17 protein-coding genes are annotated in these 20,820 nt (G+C 59.9%); 13 read left to right on the top strand and 4 right to left on the bottom strand.

Annotation, left to right across the window (positions count from 1 at the left end; all coding sequences use genetic code 11):
- Positions 1 to 169 precede the first annotated feature (169 nt).
- Positions 170 to 1,375: a sulfotransferase family 2 domain-containing protein gene (locus tag ACR9ZC_RS11385; RefSeq protein ID WP_481580354.1), complete on the top strand. Its 1,206-nt coding sequence runs from the start codon at positions 170 to 172 to the stop codon at positions 1,373 to 1,375.
- Between the two features lie 83 nt (positions 1,376 to 1,458).
- On the top strand, positions 1,459 to 2,562 hold the full coding sequence (locus ACR9ZC_RS11380) for an MraY family glycosyltransferase (protein WP_173259903.1): 1,104 nt from the start codon (positions 1,459 to 1,461) through the stop codon (positions 2,560 to 2,562).
- Positions 2,563 to 2,604: 42 nt separating this feature from the next.
- On the opposite strand, the gene ACR9ZC_RS11375 is transcribed toward ACR9ZC_RS11380, so the two are convergent.
- The 4 genes from ACR9ZC_RS11375 to ACR9ZC_RS11360 all read right to left on the bottom strand — a co-directional run bounded on the left by ACR9ZC_RS11375 (position 2,605) and on the right by ACR9ZC_RS11360 (position 7,828).
- Entirely contained in the window at positions 2,605 to 3,600 is a 996-nt protein-coding gene (locus tag ACR9ZC_RS11375) for an MraY family glycosyltransferase (protein WP_481580353.1), read from the bottom strand.
- A gap of 10 nt (positions 3,601 to 3,610) precedes the next feature.
- Positions 3,611 to 4,573, bottom strand: coding sequence for an NAD-dependent epimerase/dehydratase family protein (locus ACR9ZC_RS11370; RefSeq protein ID WP_481580352.1), 963 nt, complete (start codon positions 4,571 to 4,573; stop codon positions 3,611 to 3,613).
- Positions 4,574 to 4,621: 48 nt separating this feature from the next.
- Entirely contained in the window at positions 4,622 to 5,806 is a 1,185-nt protein-coding gene (locus ACR9ZC_RS11365) for a glycosyltransferase family 4 protein (RefSeq protein WP_481580351.1), read from the bottom strand.
- Between the two features lie 132 nt (positions 5,807 to 5,938).
- Positions 5,939 to 7,828: a polysaccharide biosynthesis protein gene (locus ACR9ZC_RS11360; protein ID WP_481580350.1), complete on the bottom strand. Its 1,890-nt coding sequence runs from the start codon at positions 7,826 to 7,828 to the stop codon at positions 5,939 to 5,941.
- A gap of 355 nt (positions 7,829 to 8,183) precedes the next feature.
- Here ACR9ZC_RS11360 and ACR9ZC_RS11355 point away from each other — a divergent pair, with 355 nt between their 5' ends.
- The 11 genes from ACR9ZC_RS11355 (at position 8,184) to ACR9ZC_RS11305 (ending at position 20,774) form a co-directional block, all read left to right on the top strand.
- Positions 8,184 to 9,632, top strand: a complete 1,449-nt coding sequence (locus ACR9ZC_RS11355; RefSeq protein WP_481580349.1) for a mannose-1-phosphate guanylyltransferase/mannose-6-phosphate isomerase — start codon at positions 8,184 to 8,186, stop codon at positions 9,630 to 9,632.
- Positions 9,633 to 9,748: 116 nt separating this feature from the next.
- Positions 9,749 to 10,858 carry a glycosyltransferase family 4 protein gene (locus ACR9ZC_RS11350; RefSeq protein WP_481580348.1) on the top strand — a complete coding sequence of 370 codons (1,110 nt, stop codon included), beginning with the start codon at positions 9,749 to 9,751 and terminating at the stop codon, positions 10,856 to 10,858.
- A 242-nt stretch (positions 10,859 to 11,100) separates the two neighbouring features.
- Positions 11,101 to 11,871: a glucose-1-phosphate cytidylyltransferase gene (gene rfbF, locus ACR9ZC_RS11345; RefSeq protein ID WP_440559786.1), complete on the top strand. Its 771-nt coding sequence runs from the start codon at positions 11,101 to 11,103 to the stop codon at positions 11,869 to 11,871.
- Complete coding sequence (rfbG, locus tag ACR9ZC_RS11340) at positions 11,871 to 12,941, top strand: CDP-glucose 4,6-dehydratase (protein WP_481580347.1); 1,071 nt, start codon at positions 11,871 to 11,873, stop codon at positions 12,939 to 12,941. The genes rfbF and rfbG overlap by 1 nt, the downstream gene beginning before the upstream one ends.
- A 5-nt stretch (positions 12,942 to 12,946) precedes the next feature.
- Positions 12,947 to 14,260, top strand: coding sequence for a lipopolysaccharide biosynthesis protein RfbH (gene rfbH, locus ACR9ZC_RS11335; RefSeq protein WP_481580346.1), 1,314 nt, complete (start codon positions 12,947 to 12,949; stop codon positions 14,258 to 14,260).
- 10 nt (positions 14,261 to 14,270) lie between these two features.
- Positions 14,271 to 15,317, top strand: coding sequence for an NAD-dependent epimerase/dehydratase family protein (locus tag ACR9ZC_RS11330; RefSeq protein WP_481580345.1), 1,047 nt, complete (start codon positions 14,271 to 14,273; stop codon positions 15,315 to 15,317).
- Positions 15,314 to 16,120 carry a transketolase gene (locus ACR9ZC_RS11325; RefSeq protein WP_481580344.1) on the top strand — a complete coding sequence of 269 codons (807 nt, stop codon included), beginning with the start codon at positions 15,314 to 15,316 and terminating at the stop codon, positions 16,118 to 16,120. Before ACR9ZC_RS11330 ends, ACR9ZC_RS11325 begins: the two co-directional genes overlap by 4 nt.
- A complete protein-coding gene (locus tag ACR9ZC_RS11320; protein ID WP_481580343.1) occupies positions 16,117 to 17,049 on the top strand; it encodes a transketolase family protein in 933 nt (310 codons plus the stop codon). Before ACR9ZC_RS11325 ends, ACR9ZC_RS11320 begins: the two co-directional genes overlap by 4 nt.
- Positions 17,050 to 17,080: 31 nt before the next feature.
- Positions 17,081 to 17,476: a GtrA family protein gene (locus tag ACR9ZC_RS11315; protein WP_331566967.1), complete on the top strand. Its 396-nt coding sequence runs from the start codon at positions 17,081 to 17,083 to the stop codon at positions 17,474 to 17,476.
- Positions 17,473 to 18,468, top strand: a complete 996-nt coding sequence (locus ACR9ZC_RS11310; protein ID WP_481580342.1) for a glycosyltransferase family 2 protein — start codon at positions 17,473 to 17,475, stop codon at positions 18,466 to 18,468. Before ACR9ZC_RS11315 ends, ACR9ZC_RS11310 begins: the two co-directional genes overlap by 4 nt.
- 20 nt (positions 18,469 to 18,488) lie before the next feature.
- Positions 18,489 to 20,774, top strand: a complete 2,286-nt coding sequence (locus tag ACR9ZC_RS11305; protein ID WP_481580341.1) for a DUF7024 domain-containing protein — start codon at positions 18,489 to 18,491, stop codon at positions 20,772 to 20,774.
- Positions 20,775 to 20,820: the final 46 nt, after the last annotated feature.

Genomic DNA, 20,820 nt, shown 5'->3' with positions numbered 1-20,820 from the left:
TAGACCACGGCGCTCCATGATCGGGTCGAGCGAATTTCGGACGAGGTAACCCCGGACATTGACCAGACGACACCGCCGCTTTCACCTTGTAAGCCAACGTAACAAGTTCGTTATTTATAAAGATCACAGAATGACATAAAATTGGCAAAAATCAGATTAACAAATAGAAATGTCCGATTTACCTCTCTATTATCTCCATATACCCAAAACCGCTGGCACTTCTCTGATCAGTTTCCTGGATAGTCAATTCGATTCCAGCGAAATATGCCCTGCCCAGCTGCTTCCGAGCCTCTTCGCGCTTCCGAGGCAGGATCTTTCCAAGTACGCCTTCTTCCGGGGCCATCTATGGCACGGCTTGAATACCTATTTGAAAAGAGACCTCGCTTATATAACGATGCTGCGCGACCCCGTTCAGCGCACCATTTCCTGGTATTCGCATGTGCGCCGCGAGCCCGACGCATATCGGCACGATCAGGTCGTGAACGAGAATTGGTCGCTCCTGGATTTCGTCTCCGACGAAGTAACGAACTGGGATCTGATCAATGCTCAGACGTTATTCCTCGCGGTCGATCTCGATTACGAGAAACTCGCGAAAGATCCCGTCGGCTACGGGCAGGCAGTCGTGCGCGAATATGCGAGCGGCAAGCACGATCGCGAACTGCTGACCCGCGCCAAGGCCCGCCTCGAGCAGTGCCTCTTCGTCGGTTTGGCGGAGCGCATGAGCGAGTCGCTGCAGCTTCTGAGCCATACGCTCGGCTTCTACCCTGTCATCGAGGAACGGAAGCTCAACGTTTCGTCCAATCGCGTCCCGGCCGAGGCCCTCTCCGTCGAAGCGCTCGAAGCCATTCATCGCGTCACCGAACTCGATCGCGAGCTGTACGACTGGGCCGCGAAAGTATTCGAGCAACGATACGCCGCAATGGTCGACTCGCTGCTCATGAGCCAGTGGAAAGCGAATCCGCGCCATGCCCCAGCCGCATGGACAGCTCCGCTGGGCACCGAAGAACGAAGCCGAATCGCCATGACGGTCGTGAGCGCGCCGCGCGCCGCACAACCCGGTTCGGAGTTCCACGCCAACGTCGCCCTCGCAAACCGATCCCACTTCCGTCTGGCCAGCCAGACCCCCTATCCGCTCAATCTTTCGTACCATTGGCTCGATGCGCAAACCGGGGGCATGGTCGTCTTCGACGGCGAACGTACCGCCCTCTCGGAAACGCTTAGCGCGGGCGAATGCAAGCATTACGCGGTTCGCGTCGTCACCCCGGAGCATGCGGGCAAATACACATTGCGGATAACGATGGTGCAAGAAGGCGTCGCGTGGTTCGACGACGAGCCGTCCCGCGTCTGTACCGATTACCCGATCGAAATCGCATAAGGCATTTCACGCTTCACCTCCTACGCGGCAGGCATGCGGACGGCTCTCGGTATAATTCGCCGTCCGCCACCCGGCTACCGCTCATGCTCAGTTTCGCACTCGCCTTTCTCGTCTCGCTGCTCGTTACATTGCTGATCGTGCGCTATGCGCATCTGCACGAAAGGTTTTCGATCGATGCCGATCTGGCCGGCGTACAGAAGTTTCATGCCCGGCCCGTTCCGCGCGTCGGCGGCCTCGGGATCCTCGTCGGGCTGGTGGCGTCGACGCTGGAGCTCTACGGCCCCTATCCGGCTGTCTCGCTGGGCATCCTCGCATTGATCGCCTGCGGCATTCCGGCATTCGCCTCGGGCTTGATCGAAGACGTCACGAAGCGCGTTTCGCCCACCGCACGCCTGGTCGCCACCATGGGCTCAGCCGCCCTCGCCTATTTCGCGCTGCACATCGCCGTGGTGCGCATCAGCGTACCGCCGCTGGATTTTCTGCTTTCCTATGCGGTCATTTCAGCCGCGGTGACCGTGCTGGCGGTCGCGGCCTTGGCGAATGCGGTCAACATCATCGATGGCTTCAACGGTCTTGCGTCGATGGTCGCGATGATGATGTTTGCATCGCTTGCTTATGTGGCGTTCCGCCTCTCCGATCCGATCGTGCTGTCGGCATCGCTGATCATGATGGGCGCGGTACTCGGCTTCTTCATCTGGAATTTCCCGGCCGGTCTCATTTTTCTGGGCGACGGCGGGGCCTATTTCATCGGCTTCATGCTTGCGGAACTCGCGATCATGCTCGTCATGCGACACCGCGAGGTTTCGGCCTGGTATCCCGTGCTGCTCTTCGTTTATCCGATCTTCGAGACCTGCTTTTCGATCTACCGGAAAAAATTCGTGCGCGGCATGTCGCCCGGCATTCCCGACGGCGTGCATTTGCACATGCTCGTCTACAAGCGCCTCATGCGTTGGGCCGTCGGCGCGAAAACCGCGCATGAGCTGACGCGGCGCAATTCGTTCACATCGCCCTATCTGTGGCTGCTGTGCCTGATCGGTGTCATTCCCGCGACGCTCTTTTGGCAACACACGGTGCACCTGTTCGCCTTCGTCGTGCTGTTCGCACTGACGTATGTCTGGCTCTACGTGAGCATCGTCCGTTTCAGATCGCCGAAGTGGCTCGTCGTGCGGCGCAGCGGGCGGCGCTAACCTCCGCGCTCCACCACCACGCTCACGCTACTACCGCGGTATTCAGGCCGCCGTCTCGGCGCGCGATCGCTCGAACGCGCGCCAGCGTTGATCGATGCCCATGCCTACGCCGGCGAGCACCAGATACCAGCATGCAACCGCCAGCCATTGCGCGATGGTCGGCGCATGCAGCGCCACCAGCGCGAGCGTCGAACCGCACAACATCAGGCCGTAATAAAGCAACGCGACGCGGACATGAGACGCGCCGAGTTGCACGAGGCGCTGATAGTAGTGCTGCCGATGCGCCTCCCAGACCTTCTCGCCGCGCGCGAGCCGGCGCAGCAATGTCACCGTTGCGTCCGCAATGAACGGAGCGAACGCAAGCGCCGGAAACCAGACCGGCCACGCATCGTGCCGCCAACCCCAAAAGCCTAACGCGCCCGCAAGGAAACCCAGCGGGATAGACCCCACGTCGCCCAGAAAGATACGGGCCGGATGGAAGTTGAGCGCGAGAAAGCCGAGCGCGGCGCCCGCAATCGCCACCGAGGCAATCGATAACTGCGGCTCGCCAGCCATCGCCGCCACGGCATAGGTTGCGAAGCCGAAGACGGCCATGCCGCCCGCCAGGCCGTTCGAACCATCCATGAAGTTATAGAGATTGATGAGCCAAACGAGCGCGATGACGGCAGCCACGGCGAGCCACCAATCGATGCCGTTCGCGCTCAGCGCCACCGCCGACCCGGCCACGATCGAATGCGCCGCGAAACGCGTCTTTGCGGACAAGCCACGGCGATCGTCGATCTGCGAAAGCGCACCCAGGACGAGCGCTCCGACGGCGAACCGATGCATCAGCGGAGCCTCGATCGCGACGATCGCAAGCGCCGCCGGCAACACGCCCCATCCGCCCACACGCGGCACCGGCTTCACGTGCAACGAACGATGATTGGGAATATCGAGCGCAATATCGAACGCCCATCCCGTGCGAAGCAGGATCCATAGGACTACGAAGCAGATCAGTGCACCAGCGAACCCGGTGAGAAGAAGCGACGATATCGTCATCGATGGCGCCTCATTCAACGGTTGAAACGGTCGATCGTGCCCGCACCGTTTGCTTAAGCCCATCCGCGACTTGCCACGGCGGCGTCCATCCGAGCTCGCTGGGCAGCCGCCTGCACTCCACGCGCAAGGGGCCGGTCAGCCGATCGATGCGGTCCGACTGCCGCGTCAAAGTCCCGATCAGGCGCAACAAGGCGACCGGCACGGACACGAGCCGCGCCGGCTTGCCCAGTGCATCGGCAATCGCGCGAATCATCTGCGAGACGCTCAAATCCTCGCAATCGGTCACGTGATAGGCACCGTCGAGTGCGGCGGGATAGGTGGCGAGCAAACGAATCGCATCCGCCAGATTGCCGACATAGACCATGCTGCGTTGCGCATCGACGGCCCCCAGCGGCAACGGAACGCCCTTCTCGACAGCCTTGATGAGACCGAGGAAATTCGCGCGCACGCCCGGACCGTAGACCAACGGCGGACGCACGACGACGATCTCCATGCCAACCGCCCGCCCGAACTCGCTCAACGCCAGTTCGGCTTCGCGCTTCGATACGCCGTATGGATCGACAGGCGACGCCTCGTCGTTCTCGCGCCACGGCCGCCCCGGCTCGCCCTCACCGAGCGCCTTGATGCTGCTGACATAGATGAACCGCCGCGCGCCGGCCGCCGATGCGGCGCGCGCGGCGTTGAGCGTGCCGTCGACATTCGTCGTTCTATGGGCAGCGATCGGGTCCACCGAGCGATCGCGCATGATGTGCACGCGGGCCGCAAGATGAACGAAGGTGTCGCATGGGCCGAAGGCGGGTCTGCCCAACGCGAGCGAGGCGAAGTTGTCATCCTCGATCAGGCACTCGCGCACACCGGGCGTACAGACACCTTGCCGACGCACAAGCGCAACGACGTCATGGCCGCTGTCGCGCAGCAGCGCGCACAACGCCTTGCCGACGAAACCGTTAGCTCCCGTTATGGCAATTCGCACACCGCCTCCTTGTATGAACCCCGCCTCAACGATATCGCCTGGCGGGCATCACGCCAGCACCGACCGATAGACATCGCGGGTCTGCTCGACTGTTGCCGCCCAGGTGAGTTCGGCTGCGCGTTGCAAGCCCTTGGCGACGAGCGACTCGCGCAACGCAGCGTCTTCGAGCAATCGCGCCAGGCCGTCGGCGATTGCATCGACGGAATAAGGATCCACTTCCCAAGCCGCCCCTGCCGACACTTCCGGCAACGATGTCACGTTGGCGGTCAACACAGGAACTGCGCTTGCCATCGCCTCCGCCACCGGCAGACCGAACCCTTCGTAAAGCGACGGATAGGCAAATACTGCCGCAGCCGATAGCAGCCGAGTGAGATCGGCCCGGGACACATAGCCCGGCGCGATGATTTGACCGGCGTTCGCCAAGGGGCCGATATCGCGCTGCAGATCGGAATTCATCCACCCGTTCGCGCCGATCAGAACGAGCGGATACTCGCGCCTCAGCGCTTCGGGCAAATGGGCGTAGGCCGCGACGAGCCGGCGCAGGTTTTTCCTCGGCTGCAACGTACAGACCGACAGCACGAAGCCACGGTATTTCAGCCCCAACGCCGCGAGCACGGCAGAGCAGACTTCCTCCGATCGAGGCTGAAAGCACGTTTCCACGCCCAGATGGACAGTGACGACCTTCTCGTCGGGCAATCCATAGATGTCGTGAATTTCCTTCTTCGTGTAGTGGCTGTCCGCAATGACGACGCGCGCTTGTGCAAGCGTGCGCGGCAATCCATCGTCCAGATACTGGACGGCCACGCTCGGGTGGAATTCGGGGTGCCGCCGATGGGACAGATCGTGGACCGTGACAACGGAAGGTCCGCGGTAGCGCGACGCGATGAAATTCGTCTCGTGATAGAGGTAGCCACGCTTGGCGAAGTCCCGACGCAAACTCCCCGAAGCAAAGCTTCGGGCAAGCGTTCGAGCTTTATAGACGCCGGGGACATTGCGCGCGGCGCGCAAAGCCGATGCGGTGAACCCTTTGCTGAATTGGGCGGCCTTGGCCAGCGACGTTTGATCGCACATCAGCGCACGCAGCGCATCGCCTTCGTAGACGGTCGAGCCCACCCATCCGGCAATTGCCTCGACATCCGGTTGCTCCAACAATCCTTCGAGCAGGTGCTGCGTGTAGTAGCCGACGCCGCTGCGCGGCGGCCGCAGCGAGTTGAGATCAAAAAGCAGTTTCATGCAATGGCAGCGAGCCGTGGTGGCGTTGAAAAAAGGGGCGAAAGACGCCTGACGATCAAAGCCGCCATGCTACGACAGGAAGCCGTCGATTTTCCAACAATTGGCGCACCCGGGAGGTGCGCGCGCAGCTCGTTAGCGCGTCAGCACCCCGGCGGAGCGCGTAATGGGGACCGATTCGAGCCGCGGCGGCAACGCCGTCTCATATTCTGGGACCCATCGACGCAAATCGCGGCGCACTTCATCGTCGGTCAACACGCGATGCTGCATCAACCACGGCATCAACTCGTCGAGAAGATCGCTCGGGGCTTCCCGTGCCCGGGCGATGCGCAGCTTCGGATGCACCGTGCGGGTGGTGGTTTCGTCGTCGGCGAGCAGCTCCTCGTAGAGCTTTTCGCCGGGGCGCAGGCCCGTGAAAACGATCCGAATCTGCTCTTCGGTGAAGCCGTACAGACGGATCAGGTCGCGAGCCAGATCGACGATCTTCACGGGCTCGCCCATGTCGAGCACGAAGATATCGCCGCCTTGTCCCATGCTCGACGCCTGCAAGACGAGCTGCGACGCCTCGGGGATCGTCATGAAAAACCGCGTGATCTCGGGATGCGTGACCGTGACCGGCCCGCCCTTGGCGATTTGCTTCTGGAATTTCGGAATCACGCTTCCGGCACTGCCGAGCACGTTGCCAAAGCGGACCGTTTCGAATCGCGTCCCGTTGCTCGTTTGCTGAAGCGCCTGACAGGTCATCTCCGCCAGCCGTTTGCTCGCACCCATGACGTTGGTCGGGTTGACTGCCTTGTCCGTCGAGATCAGCACGAAGCGTTTCGCGCCGTGGCGGATGGCCGCGCGTGCGACGCGATAAGTGCCGAGCACGTTGTTGCGCACAGCCTGCCAGGCGTTCACCTCCTCCATCAGCGGAACGTGCTTATAGGCCGCCGCATGAAAGACGATATGGGGCGCATAGCGAGAAAAAACCTGATCGAGCAAAAGCGAGTCTTTGGCATCGCCCACCACCGGTACCATCGAGAGGCCCGGATAGTGGTCCGTCAGCTCTTCGACCAGCCGATAGATTGCGTACTCCGAGACATCGAAGGCGATCAATTGAGCCGGCTCGAAGCGCAGGATCTGGCGGCACAACTCCGAGCCGATGGAACCGCCCGCGCCCGTGACCATGACGACTCGGCCGCGCAGCAGCGCTTCCACGTGAGGCGTATCGATCTTGACCGGCTCGCGCCCCAGCAAGTCTTCCAGATCGATGTGCCGCACACGTGCGAGGAACGGCTGACCTTTCGTCAATGCGGCCAGCGCCGGCAGCACCATTGCGCGGACCCCGGCGCGCACGCAGATCGCCGCGACGCGGCGCTGGGCGTCCACCGATGCCGATGGAATGGCGATGATCGCGTGCTCGGCCTTCAGCTGTTGAGCAACGCGCTGCAAATCGGCGATCGGCCCCAAGACCTTGTAACCGTAGATCTCGCGGCCCTGCTTGGCTGGATCGTCGTCCAGCAGGCCGACCAGGCGCCAATCGCTCGAACGCGACAACTCGCGCGCGAGACTCGCGCCGGCCGAGCCGGCGCCCAGCACGATGACCGGCTTGCCTTGGGCAACCAGACCCCCATAAAGATAGAATTCCTTCGCAGTCCGATACAACGCGCGCGCGCCGCCCATGACGAGGAAGAGCAGCAGCGGACAGACGATCAGCACCGAACGCGGAATGATGGGCGAGGGCTGCAGCATGACCGCGCCGATCATGATGAGCAGCGCGCCGGAGCCAACGGCCTTCGAAATACGAACCAGATCCGGCAGGCTCGCGAACACCCACATGCCCCGGTATAGACCGAACACGCGGAACATCACTGCATAGACCAGTACGACCCAGATCAGCGCATGAAGTGCGCCGTACAGGAAGGCAACGGGTACGTCCCCGTTGAAGCGAATCGCGTAAGCCGCAAGCCACGCAGCCGTCACCGCCAGCGCATCGAAAGCGAATGCACTCAACGACAGCCACGATGATTTAAATCGAGACATTCCGCGACTTTTCCTCGGAGTAAAGTTGGAATACATAGCGCAGAGAGCCCGTTCAACGCTTTAGCGTTCTTCTTATTGATCGCGGCAGCCGGCCCGCATACAATTGCGCAGGCCAGCATTATGAGGCAGATCGGTAGCAATTTCCATGCGAAGTGGCGCCAACACCACGCCCGATCCCGCCACGGCCTTCTCGGAATAGGTCAAAACGGCCCCGTTGAAGATACTCCATAAAAGACGTGCGACGGAATACTGTGATGTGCCAGATGGTGCAAAATCCGTAACCAGATGTTCTCGATTTCGGTCGGCCGGGGCCAATTTCCGCTAGAATCGCCCCCTGCACAATGGATCAGCGCCGATGAATATCATTCCTGTCATCATCTGCGGCGGTGCCGGAACGCGCCTTTGGCCCGTTTCCCGGGAAGCGTTTCCCAAGCCGCTGCTCAAGCTCGCTGACGGTCAAAGCCTTCTGCAAAAGACGTTCTTGCGCGCAGCTCGCGTTGCGTCGACGAACGAAGTCCTGATCGTTACCAATCGCGAGACCTACTTTCTAACGAAGGACGAGTGCGGTGAGGTGGACACGGACGTCTCGCGTGTCGGCTTCGTGCTCGAGCCCGCTGCCCGCAATACGGCGGCGGCAATCGGCGCTGCGGCCGAGGTCGTTCGCGAGGCGCACGGCCCCGATGCGATCATGCTCGTCATGCCGGCCGATCAACTCGTCGAGAAAGAGCAAGCCTTCGCGCAAGCCGTGCAAGACGCGGCACGCGGTGCGGCTAACGGCCGAATCGTGACGTTCGGCATTCGTCCGACCGCGCCGGAAACGGGCTACGGCTATATCGAATTCGAAGCACGCCCGCTGCCAGGGGCCGAGGGCATCCACAAGGTCGAACGTTTCATTGAGAAACCCGAGCTGAATATCGCCAAGGAATTGGTCGGTACGGGCCGGCACCTGTGGAACGCCGGCATGTTCTGCTTCACCGCGCAGACGATGCTCGACGAATTGCAAAAGCACGCGCCGAACGTCATCGAGCCGACGCTTGCGGCTGTGAAGGACGCACGACGGAGCACATCGGACGATGGCTTTTCCGTCGAGCTCGATGCAGCGCATTTCGGCAAGGCGCAAGACATCTCGATCGACTACGCCGTCATGGAACGGTCGAGCAACGTCAACGTCGTGCCGTGCGATCTTGGGTGGAACGACATCGGATCATGGGTTGCGATCAGCGAGTTGACTTCGCCCGACGAGAGCGGCAACCGCATTAATGCCAGGACCGCGCTGCACGATGTCGAGAACTGCTTCGTGCAGAGCGAAGAGCGCCTGATCGGCATGGTCGGCGTGCGCGGTCTCATCGTCGTGGATACGCCCGATGCGCTGTTGATCGCGGACAAAGACCGCGCGCAGGACGTGAAACAGATCGTCGCCAAGCTCAAGCGGACGAACGACGACGCATGCCGCCTGCACCGCACCGTGCATCGCCCCTGGGGCACCTATACGGTGCTCGAAGAAGGCGATCGCTTCAAGATGAAGCGCATCGTCGTCAAACCCGGCGCGTCCCTTTCTCTGCAGATGCACCACCATCGCAGCGAGCACTGGATCGTCGTCAGCGGCTGCGCGGAGATCGTCAACGGTGAGCAGATCATCTCGCTGCAGCCGAACGAATCCACGTATATCCCGGCGGGGCACAAGCATCGGCTCGTCAATCCGGGCGTGCTCGATCTCGTGCTGATCGAAGTGCAATGCGGCGAGTATCTCGGCGAAGACGATATCGTTCGCTTCGAAGACATCTACGGGCGCGCACCCTGCTGAACTGCGGTTATGAGGGGGCTGCAAGCCCCCTTCCCCTGCTTCGATCGGGCGCGGGCGCGGCAGTCTTGCCGAAGAAGCGAACAACGAACGTCGTGCCCACGAACCCTGCCTGACTCATGCGCGTTCTCCATTTCTATAAAACATACAAGCCCGATTCGATGGGCGGCGTTGAAGAGCTGATTGGGCAGATATGCTCGGGGGCCGCGAAACAAGGCGTGACGAGCGAAGTGTTGACGGTCAGCAGAGACACCTCGACCGTCGATTTCGGGGATCACATTCATCACCGCGCAAAGCTCGATGTCGAGATTGCCTCGTCGGCATTTTCAATTCATGCGTTAAAGCGTTTCAAGGATCTGGCGCGACATGCGGACGTGATTCACTATCACTTCCCCTGGCCGTTTGCCGATATGGCGCATTTTCTGACGCGCGTACGCAAGCCGTGCCTCGTCACGTATCACTCGGATATCGTGCGGCAGAAGGTGTTGCTGCAGTTCTACAAGCCGCTGCGCGACAGGTTTCTTGCCAGCGTCGACAAGATCGTTGCGACTTCGCCGAACTACGTCGAGACGAGCGACGTGCTGCGGCGCTTTCGGGACAAGGTAGAGGTCATTCCGATCGGGCTCGATCCCGCATCTTATGCGGCGCCCACCGAGGACAAGCTGCGATATTGGCGCGAGCGTGCCGGCGAGAAGTTCTTTTTGTTCGTGGGCAACCTGCGGTACTACAAGGGGTTGCATATCCTGCTCGATGCGCTCGCGGGAACCCAGTTCCGTGCGGTGATCGTTGGCGCCGGGCCGGTCGAGAGAGAGCTCAAGCAGCAGGCGGCGCGGCTGAAACTCGACAACGTCGATTTCGTGGGCCCTGTCGGCGACGACGATAAAATCGCGCTGCTCACGCTTTGTCATGCGCTGACGTTTCCCTCGCATCTGCGATCGGAGGCGTTCGGGATATCGCTGCTCGAAGGGGCGATGTTCGGGAAGGCTCTGATTTCCGCCGAAATCGGGACGGGGACGTCGTATGTGAATGTGGATGGAGAGACGGGGATTGTGGTGCCGCCTAGCGATCCGCAGGCGCTCAGGGGTGCCATGGCGAAGCTGTGGGGTGACGACGCGCTAACGAAACGGTTGGGCGCGGGCGCACTCGAACGCTTTAAAATGCACTTCACCGCCGCCAGGATGGCGGAATCGTACGTCGAGTTGTATCGGCGGTTGGCTGCGCGCGCGTAAGTCGCGTCGGTACCCATGACCGATTGGCCCCGGGCCGCCGCACGGGTCGTCAACCGGCGCACCGTCCTCTATAATGGCGCGCTGCGGTCCGGAAATTACCAATTCTTTCCATGTAACAACTACCGACCGATTTTCGCTGCAGCTGAGCGTGTGGCTCGGCGGCAAGTTGTACAAGCGACGTTTGTTGCCGCATCGGTCAGTGCCGCCAACGGCGATAACCCACCGCGTCCCACAGGATTTCGATGAAAGCAGTCATTCTTGCAGGCGGGCTTGGAACACGCATTTCCGAGGATACCGTCAACCGACCCAAGCCTATGATCGAGATCGGCGGCAAGCCGATTCTGTGGCACATCATGAAAATTTATTCCGCGTACGGAATCAATGAATTCGTGATCTGCTGCGGCTATAAAGGCTACGTCATCAAGGAATACTTCGCGAACTATTTTCTGCATATGTCGGACGTGACTTTCGACATGCGGACGAATGAGATGCAAGTGCATCAGCAGTATGCGGAGCCGTGGAAAGTCACGCTAGTGGATACGGGCGAGCTCACGATGACTGGTGGCCGCCTGCGCCGCGTGCGGGATTTCGTGAAAGACGAAGAGGCGTTCTGCTTCACGTATGGCGATGGATTGAGCGACATCAACATCACGTCGCTGATCGAATACCACAAGCAGCAGCGGACGTTGGCGACCCTCAGTGCGACGTTTCCCCCTGGCCGCTTTGGCGCGTTGGATATCCGCGAAAACAAAGTGGGCTCCTTCAAGGAGAAGCCGAAAGGCGACGGCGGGATGATCAACGGCGGCTTCTTCGTGCTTTCGCCGCGGGTGATCGACCTTATCCCCGGCGACGAATGCGTTTGGGAACGCGAGCCGCTGGAAACGCTCGCCAGCCGCGGAGAGCTTGCCGCATACGAACACGACGGGTTCTGGCAGCCCATGGATACGCTGCGCGACAAGAATCACCTGGAAGAGTTGTGGCAGAGCGGCAAGGCTCCATGGAAGGTGTGGTGATGCAATCGACAACGTTTTGGCGGGGCAAGAAGGTATTTGTCACGGGCCACACGGGCTTCAAAGGCAGCTGGCTCACGCTATGGCTTCAGGCCCTCGGCGCGAAGGTCACGGGGTACGCCCTTGCGCCGGACACCACGCCGAATCTATTCGATCTGGCCCGCGTCGCGGACGGAATCGACTCTGTCATCTCCGATATTCGCGATCGACATGCGGTATTGAACGCGATGAAAGCGGCCTCGCCCGAAATCGTCATTCATATGGCGGCGCAGCCGCTCGTGCGCGAGTCGTATGCAAGCCCCGTCGAGACCTATGAAACGAATGTCATGGGCACGGTGCATGTGCTGGAAGCGGTTCGCCATGTTCCAGGCGTGAAATCTGTCGTCATCGTCACGACCGACAAGTGCTACGAGAACCACGAATGGGAATGGGGCTACCGCGAAAATGAGTCGATGGGCGGCTACGATCCCTATAGCAGCAGTAAAGGCTGCGCGGAGCTCGTCACTGCGGCCTATCGGCGCTCATTCTTCAACCCGTCGACATACGCAACGCATGGTGTCGCCATCGCGAGTGCCCGCGCGGGTAACGTGATCGGCGGCGGCGATTGGGCAACCGATCGCCTCATTCCGGACATCATGCGAGCGATCATGCGCGAGGAGCGGGTCCGCATCCGGAGCCCCCACGCTATCCGGCCTTGGCAACACGTTCTCGAGCCGCTCAGCGGATATCTGCTGCTTGCCGAAAAGCTGTATTCGGAACAAAGCCGCTACGCCGAAGCGTGGAATTTCGGCCCCAACGATGCGGATGCGCGCCCCGTGCAGGCTATTGTCGAGCGCCTCACGTCCCAATGGGGAGACGGTGCGAGCTGGGCGTTGGATGGCGAGGAACACCCGCACGAAGCGACTTTCCTGAAGCTGGATTGCTCGAAAGCACGCAACCGGCTCGGCTGGCAGCCTCGATGGAATCTCGAGCGTGCCTTGGACGAAATCGTCGCCTGGTACAAGGCCGCCGCACGTCAAGAGGACATGCGGGCCGTCACGCTCGAACAGATAGATCAATTTACTCAATCCTGAAGCCCATGAACAAAGATCAGATCCGCGAGCAGATCGTCGCCCTCGTGCGCCAGTACGGCGAAATGGCGACACAAAAGCCGGCGTTCGAACCCGGACAGACCGTCATCCCACCGTCCGGCAAAGTGATCGGTGCGCGCGAGATGGAGCTGATGGTTGAAGCCTCGCTCGATGGCTGGCTGACGACGGGCCGGTTCAACGACGCGTTCGAGAAGAAACTGGCGCAGTTTCTAGGCGTCAACCATCTTATTACGGTGAACTCCGGCTCCTCGGCCAATCTGATTGCGTTCTCGACGCTGACTTCACCGAAGCTTGGCGATCGCGCAATTCGCCCCGGCGATGAAGTCATCGGTGTAGCTGCGGGCTTCCCGACAACGGTCAATCCGATCATTCAATTCGGCGCCATTCCTGTTTTTGTGGATGTCGAACTCGGCACCTACAACATCGACGCTTCGAAGATCGAAGCGGCAATCTCGCCGAAGACCAAGGCGATCATGCTCGCGCATACCTTGGGCAACCCGTACAACCTCGAAGTCATCACGGCGCTGTGCAAAAAGCACAACCTGTGGCTCGTCGAGGATTGCTGCGACGCGCTCGGGGCGACGTACAACGGTCAACTGGTCGGCACCTTCGGCGACATCGGCACGCTCAGCTTCTACCCTGCCCATCACATTACGATGGGAGAAGGCGGTGCTGTCTTCACCAATAACGCCGATCTGAAGCTGATCGCGGAATCCTTCCGCGACTGGGGGCGCGATTGCTACTGCGCGCCGGGTAAAGACAATACCTGCGGAAAGCGTTTTTGCTGGAAGCTCGGCAATCTGCCCGAAGGCTACGATCACAAGTACACGTACTCGCATCTCGGATACAACCTCAAGATCACCGACATGCAGGCAGCATGTGCACTTGCTCAGATGGACCGGCTCGAAGGTTTCATCAAAGCTCGCCGGGACAACTTCGCGTATCTGCATGACAGATTGCAGTCCTGCTCCGAGTTCCTGATTCTGCCGCACGCGACGCCGAATTCGGACCCGTCGTGGTTCGGTTTCCCGATCACGCTCAAGCCCGAGGCGAACGTTCGCCGCGTCGACTTGCTCGGTTACCTGGATCAAAACAAGATCGGCACGCGCCTGCTGTTCGCCGGCAACCTCACGCGCCAGCCGTACATGATCGGACGGGGATACCGCGTCAGCGGCGAACTGACGAACACCGATATCGTCATGAACCAGACGTTCTGGGTCGGCGTCTATCCCGGCCTTGGCCGCGAGATGCTCGATTTCGTTGCGGAAAAGATCGAGACTTTTCTCGGCGTAAATTTCTAACCGAGCTTCCATGCGTAAGCCGCTGCCCAAAGACGACTTGCAATTCATCGTCGAACAGACCGCTGACGTGTGGGCGGCGTTCGACGGGGCACGGCTGTTCGTGACCGGGGGCACGGGGTTCATCGGCTCGTGGCTGCTCGAAGCCATTCAGCATGCCAACCGCGTGACGTCTTCACACGTCGAAGTCGTCACGTTGAGCCGCAATGCCGCTAAGGCACGCGAGTACGCACCGCATCTGTTCGACGATGGCAGCTTGACGCTCATTGAAGGCGATGTCACCACCTTCGAGGCAGATGTAGGCCGCATCGATTTCTGCGTCCATGCCGCCACCGATGTCGCCGACACGAAGAAGGCGGCCGACGCTCTGCGTATGTTCGATACCGGTGTCACTGGCACGCGACGGGTGCTGGACTTTGCGCGAAAAAGCGGCGCCGCGCGCTTACTGCTGACCTCGAGCGGTGCGGTCTATGGTACTCAGCCGCCCTCCGTCGAAAAGATGCCGGAAAGCTATATGGGCGCGCCCGATCCGCTCGACCCCGCCACGGCATACGGCCAGGGCAAACGAGCAGCCGAGTGGCTCGCGGCGACGTATGCCCGGGAGGGCGATCTCCAAGTCGCCATCGCGAGAATCTATGCGCTCGTCGGTCCGGGCATTCCACTAGACGGCCCATTCGCAGCAGGCAATTTCATACGGGACGCAATTGCCGGCCGGCCCATCAGCATGAAAGGTGACGGGCGGCCGCTGCGCAGCTATCTGTACATGGCCGATACCTGCATTTGGCTTTTGCGCATGCTGCTTCACGCAGAGAATGGCCAAGCCTACAACGTCGGCTCGGAAGATGCGCTGTCTATCGCCGCGTTGGCGAAGACGATCGAACGCCTATGCGGATCGAGGGACTCGGGCCTGCCGACCGCGGCGCGCAACAACTCGTATGCGCCTCGCTACGTGCCCGATACATCGAAGGCCCGAAGATCGCTCGGCCTCGCGCAATACACCGGATTGGAAACAGCCTTGTCCAAAACTATCAACTGGAACAGAACGGCGGTGACGCAATGAAAGCCTTCGACGCGACACGCATTCGCAAGACGATTCTCGATATGGCCTACGCAGGATCGACGGTCCACATCGGCTGCGCGTTCTCCATTGTCGAACTGCTGGCGGTGCTCTATCGGAACCACTTGCGCTTGGACAAGGACGATCCGCGCTCATCGCAACGAGACTACATGGTCCTCAGCAAAGGACATGGCGTCATGGCGCAATACGCATGTCTGAATGAAATCGGCTGGCTGTCGGATGAAGAACTCGGGCGATATTTTGGGAACGGCACACGCCTCAAGGGGCTTGCCGATGCTCATGTGCCAGGTGTCGAGGCGACTGCCGGCTCGCTCGGGCACGGGCTATCGGTCGGAGTCGGACTCGCGCTCGGCGCGAAACGCAATGGCACGGACCAAATCTGCTACGCCCTCGTGGGAGACGGTGAGCTGAACGAAGGCGCTATCTGGGAAGCCGCTCTGTTCGCCTCCCAGTTCAAGCTCGACAACGTCGTTGTCATCGTCGACGCAAACGGGTTTCAAGCGATGGGCACGACCGATGAAGTCATGGGCCTCGGGAATGTGGCGGCGAAGTTCACCGCATTCGACTTCGATGTAGCGACGATCGACGGTCACGACGAGACTGCCATTGACGCGGCATATCGCGATTTGAAGAGCATGAAGAACGGTCGGCCCAAAGCCATCGTCGCAAAAACGGTAAAGGGCAAAGGTGTGTCGTTCATGGCGAACGACAACATTTGGCATTACACCCGCCTCACGCCTCAGACCTATGAGGCCGCCGTGTCCGAACTCAGGGGTAAAGCATGAGAGACGCTTTCTCGAACGCACTGGTTGCCGCAGCCCAGAAGGATCCGAGGGTCTTGCTGCTCACGGGCGATCACGGATACGCTTTATTCGATCCGTTCCGTAAGGCTTGCCCCGACCAATATATGAACTGCGGCATCGCCGAGCAGAATATGGTGGGTGTCGCAGCCGGCCTTGCAAAAGCCGGCTTCCGGCCCATCGTTTATGGGCTCGCGGCATTCGTTCCGATCCGGGTGCTCGAGCAAATCAAGATCGATGTCTGCTACGAAAACCTGCCGGTGACATTCATCGGGGACGGCGCAGGCGTCGTTTACGCGCAGTTGGGAACGAGCCATCAAAGCACGGAAGACATCGCGGCGTTGCGCGCCGTACCGCAAATCTCCATTTATTCGCCCGCGGACGGCTTCGAACTGAACGCATGCTTCGATGAGATTTTGCAGCGCGAAGCCCCGGCCTATTTGCGCATGGGCAAAGCCGACCTGGGCGATGTTCACAGCGCTCCGTTGCCCGCTTCATCTTGTAACGAATTGCTGCCTCTATCGAGCACCGGCACTGCGCCCTATCTGTTTGTTGCGACGGGGTCCGGCGTCAAACTCGCTCAAAAGGTCGCTGCGGCGATCGGTGGGGCCGACGTCGTCTCGGCGTCGTGCCTGAAGCCGTTTCCCGAGGCATCGCTTCGCAAGTTGGCTGAAGGGCGCGAGGGGATCGTCACTTTCGAAGAGCACTCCATTTATGGTGGGCTCGGTGGCATCGTTGCCGAAACACTGATGGGCCGTTATACGGGAACGTTCATTCGCATAGGGATCGAGGACCGCTTCAGTACGCTGTGCGGCAACTATTCCTTCGTCATGGAGAGCCATGGCCTGCGTGCGGTGGACGTCGAGAACCGTATCCGGAAAACGCTCGAAGAAAATGTCCAGTACCAACAGTGAAAGCACGGGCAGCCCGCTCCGTGAGCCCCCGGTGAGCCTACCTCAGCGCGAAACCGCTGCGGCGACGTTCGTGCAACTCCTGCGCTTCTTGGTCGTGGGTGGATTGAACACCGTATTCGGCTATTCGTTGTTCGCAGCGTTCACGTACTTCGGCATGCCCTACCCTGCCGCGATCGGTCTTGCGACCGTCGGTGGGGTCCTATTCAATTTCCAAAGCATCGGGCGCCTGGTTTTCAATGGTGCGCCGCGCTCACGGTTCTGGCGATTCGTTGGTGTCTATATCGTCATCTACCTGCTGAACCTGGGTGGCGTTCGCCTCTTGCTCGGCCTGTGGCCAAACGTGTACATCGCCAACGCAATCACGCTCGTCCCGCTTAGCGTCATTGCTTTTATCCTCAATCGTCGATTCGTTTTCAACTTGCCATGAAGCACATTACGGTCGTCACGCCCTGCTTCAACGAGGAAGAGAATGTGGAAGCGGTCTACGCCGAAGCGCGCCGCGTTCTCTCTTCGATTCCCGGGATCACCTACGATCACCTGTTCATCGACAACGCGTCGACCGACTCCACCGTCGCGAAGCTTCGCGTGATCGCGGCCGGCGATCCGGCCGTCAGTGTGATTGTCAATGCTCGGAATTTTGGGCACATCCGGTCACCGATGCATGGGCTTCTGCAAGCGAAAGGCGATGCAGTGATATTGCTCGTCGCCGACTTGCAAGACCCACCCGACCTGATGCGCGAATTCGTCGAAAAATGGCTCGCAGGTGCACCGATCGTCGTTGGCGTCAAACCCGAGGCCAAGGAATCGCAGCTGTTTTTTGCGCTGCGAAGGATGTACTACCGCCTCGTCACGCGGATCGCCAACGTGAAGCTGATTCAAAACTTCACCGGCTTCGGCCTGTACGATCGCAAGGTCATCGAGATTCTGAGGAAGATCGATGATCCATACCCGTACTTCCGCGGGCTCATCTGCGAAATCGGCTTCGATGCCGTGCAGATTCCCTACGTGCAGCCTCGACGCAAACGAGGAATCTCGAAGAACAACTTTTATACGCTATATGACATCGCGATGCTCGGTATCACCTCGCATTCGAAGGTACCGCTCAGGCTCGCGACGATTGCTGGCTTCATCTTGTCAGGGATGAGTCTTTGCGTATCGTTCGTCTATCTCGTCTTGAAGCTCATGTACTGGAACAGCTTCTCGATGGGCAGCGCACCGATGCTGATCGGTTTGTTTTTCTTTTCCTCTGTTCAATTGTTTTTCATTGGGCTGCTGGGAGAGTACGTTGGGGCGATTCTCACGTATGCGCAGAGGCGACCATTGGTAGTCGAACGTGAACGGATCGCCGGAACCCCGGCGATGCCGAACGCGGCGACAGGCAATGAGATCGCCGCCCAATCGACGTCGCCAGCCGCTTGAAGAAAGGAGAACGCCGTCCAATGGGCAGTCCAATCGCAAACCAAACGACGCCGATCACATCAGCGCAGAAACCTGCTTTCTGGCCGCGAATCGTTCCATGGTCAGTCGCCATTGCATCGCTGATCGTCGGTTGGCTTGCAGTGGGCGGCAGGATATTCCAGCTGCATATCCCGGCGTTTTATTCCGGTGATGGCCTGTTCACGCTGACCCTCATCAAGCGATTGATCGAAAACCCCTGGGTCTTCCAGAGCCAAGCACTGGGTTACCCTTTTGGCGCCTCGCTTTACGACTATCCGATCCCCGATTCGGGAAGCCTGCTGTTCCTCAAAGCATTCGGAATGGCTACGCACAGCGCCGGGGCGGCTTACAACATCTACTATTTGCTCGGCTTCCCGCTCAATGCGTTAGCGGCCTACTACGCCTTTGGGCGATTCGGCGTGTCCAAAACGCCCTTCCGCGCTGTCGGAGCCTTTGCTTTCGCGATATTGCCGTTTCACTTCATGCGAATGGGCCACTTGCTCTATACGTGGTACTTCTCGGCGCCGATTTTTGCCTTGTTCGCCTACAGGATCTATCAAGGCCAAAGAGCACAGTTTTTCAAAGAGCGCCCCTGGGCGAACCGGGCGGTCTATGGCGCGTCGCTCCTGGCGCTGTCCTGTTTCGGCGTCTACTACGCTTTCTTCGGCGTACTCATGTTGCTTACGGGGGGTGCAACCGGTGCTGCCCGCGCCCGCTCGCTCACGCCTCTTATTCGATCCGTCCTGGCCACCTTGATCGTGACGATCGGAATTGTCGCCAACGTCGCACCGAATCTCGCCTATCGAGGCTCGCACGGCGTCAACGAAGAAACGGCCCAACGATCCGCCGCCGAATCGGAGCGATACGGTCTCAAAATCGCACAGATGCTGCTGCCGCGCCCGCACCATCGATTCAAACCGTTTGCCGAATTAAACGAGGCTTACTCAACCACGTTTCCTCTGGTGAACGAAAACGATTCATCCGCCGGGGGCGTGATCGCGTCAGCGGGCTTTCTGATTCTCTTACTGTCGGTCGTCCTTCATCGAAAAAAGACGGGTGAATCCGACAGCATGCCATTTCTGGCATCCCTCGCGCTGGTCATGATCCTGTTTTGCACGATAGGCGGCTTTTCATCGCTCTTTAGTTTGCTGATCAGTCCGATGATCCGGGCGTGGAACCGCGCAAGCGTCTTTGTTGCGTTCACCAGCGTTTGTGCCGCGATGTTGAGCCTCGATCGTGTGGCAGGCCGTTATCGTCTCTCCAACGCCTCTATCATCGGACTCGCCATTGCGCTTGCCGGATTTGCCGTCTGGGACCAAAAGGCGCCCGGCTGCGGACCGTGCTTCGCTGCAAACAAAGCGACTTTTGAAGACGATGCTCGATTCGTCGCGTCGATCGAAAACAGATTGCCCCCGGGCTCGGCGGTCTACCAACTGCCGTACATGCCCTTCCCTGAAGTGCCGCCCTTGAATAAATTGCAAGCGTACGATCAAGCGCTTGGTTACCTGCACTCCCGCTCGTTGAAATGGAGCTACGGTTTAATGAAAGGAAGAAACGGCGATCTTTTCTTCCGTGCGCTCTCACAGGAATCTGTCCAGCGGCAAATCGATGTCATTCGCAAGCTTGGGTTCCGAGGGGTGTATCTTGATCGCCGGGGGTACACGGACGGTGGAGTGCAGATTGAACGCGCTTTAACTAGCGCGACCGGACATCCGCCGGTGCTAATCAGTGGAAGCAATCAACAGGTATTCTTCGACCTCGTCGCAGAAGGCAACAACGATGCGGTACCTGCGCAGCAGGGTCTGACCGATCGTCAGATCATGGAACGTGCGGGATTCATCGTCGACGGACTTGGTGTACGGTCCGTCGGTACGCTCCACGACGGTATAGATTTTTCTCGCCCGTCAGTCCCGACGTTTCTGTCCGACGTTAAGGGTCTCTCGGATCTCGAGCCGTGGGGCCGATGGTCGGATGCGAACCTTGCTCCGGCGGTTACGCTGACTTTTGTGGCGCCACTTCCGAAGCATTTTGTACTGCATATTCGCTGCCAAGGATTTGAGCCTAATGTCAGCGGCGCTACGAAAGTAATCGTAGGGCATGAGGTGCGGGAATTCGTGCCGACGCCGGCCTTGAAAGACTTTGCTCTACGCTTTGACGACCACGTTGCAACTGACAAGATCGAGATCCGCCCCGCGAAACCCATTTCACCGCACGACGTGGGAATGAGCGCCGATACGCGCAAGCTTGGCATAGGGCTGCAGCGACTATCGATCGAAACATTGCCGTGAGCAGAAACCGAAAGCCTTGAGGCGCAGTCCAGACTCGCATGGCAGC

The organism is Trinickia sp. HAY1-2D (assembly GCF_056754935.1).
Note: the sequence above shows the minus strand (reverse complement) of the source record. Positions and strands in the feature narration are given on the sequence as shown.

Bases quoted from the DNA above. Each gene is read 5' to 3' on its own strand.
- ACR9ZC_RS11385 (WP_481580354.1), top strand. From the start codon at position 170: ATGTCCGATTTACCTCTCTATTATCTCCATATACCCAAAACCGCTGGC.
- ACR9ZC_RS11380 (WP_173259903.1), top strand. From the start codon at position 1,459: ATGCTCAGTTTCGCACTCGCCTTTCTCGTCTCGCTGCTCGTTACATTG.
- ACR9ZC_RS11375 (WP_481580353.1), bottom strand. From the start codon at position 3,600: ATGACGATATCGTCGCTTCTTCTCACCGGGTTCGCTGGTGCACTGATC.
- ACR9ZC_RS11365 (WP_481580351.1), bottom strand. From the start codon at position 5,806: ATGAAACTGCTTTTTGATCTCAACTCGCTGCGGCCGCCGCGCAGCGGC.
- ACR9ZC_RS11360 (WP_481580350.1), bottom strand. From the start codon at position 7,828: ATGTCTCGATTTAAATCATCGTGGCTGTCGTTGAGTGCATTCGCTTTC.
- ACR9ZC_RS11355 (WP_481580349.1), top strand. From the start codon at position 8,184: ATGAATATCATTCCTGTCATCATCTGCGGCGGTGCCGGAACGCGCCTT.
- ACR9ZC_RS11350 (WP_481580348.1), top strand. From the start codon at position 9,749: ATGCGCGTTCTCCATTTCTATAAAACATACAAGCCCGATTCGATGGGC.
- rfbF (WP_440559786.1), top strand. From the start codon at position 11,101: ATGAAAGCAGTCATTCTTGCAGGCGGGCTTGGAACACGCATTTCCGAG.
- rfbG (WP_481580347.1), top strand. From the start codon at position 11,871: ATGCAATCGACAACGTTTTGGCGGGGCAAGAAGGTATTTGTCACGGGC.
- rfbH (WP_481580346.1), top strand. From the start codon at position 12,947: ATGAACAAAGATCAGATCCGCGAGCAGATCGTCGCCCTCGTGCGCCAG.
- ACR9ZC_RS11330 (WP_481580345.1), top strand. From the start codon at position 14,271: ATGCGTAAGCCGCTGCCCAAAGACGACTTGCAATTCATCGTCGAACAG.
- ACR9ZC_RS11325 (WP_481580344.1), top strand. From the start codon at position 15,314: ATGAAAGCCTTCGACGCGACACGCATTCGCAAGACGATTCTCGATATG.
- ACR9ZC_RS11320 (WP_481580343.1), top strand. From the start codon at position 16,117: ATGAGAGACGCTTTCTCGAACGCACTGGTTGCCGCAGCCCAGAAGGAT.
- ACR9ZC_RS11310 (WP_481580342.1), top strand. From the start codon at position 17,473: ATGAAGCACATTACGGTCGTCACGCCCTGCTTCAACGAGGAAGAGAAT.
- ACR9ZC_RS11305 (WP_481580341.1), top strand. From the start codon at position 18,489: ATGGGCAGTCCAATCGCAAACCAAACGACGCCGATCACATCAGCGCAG.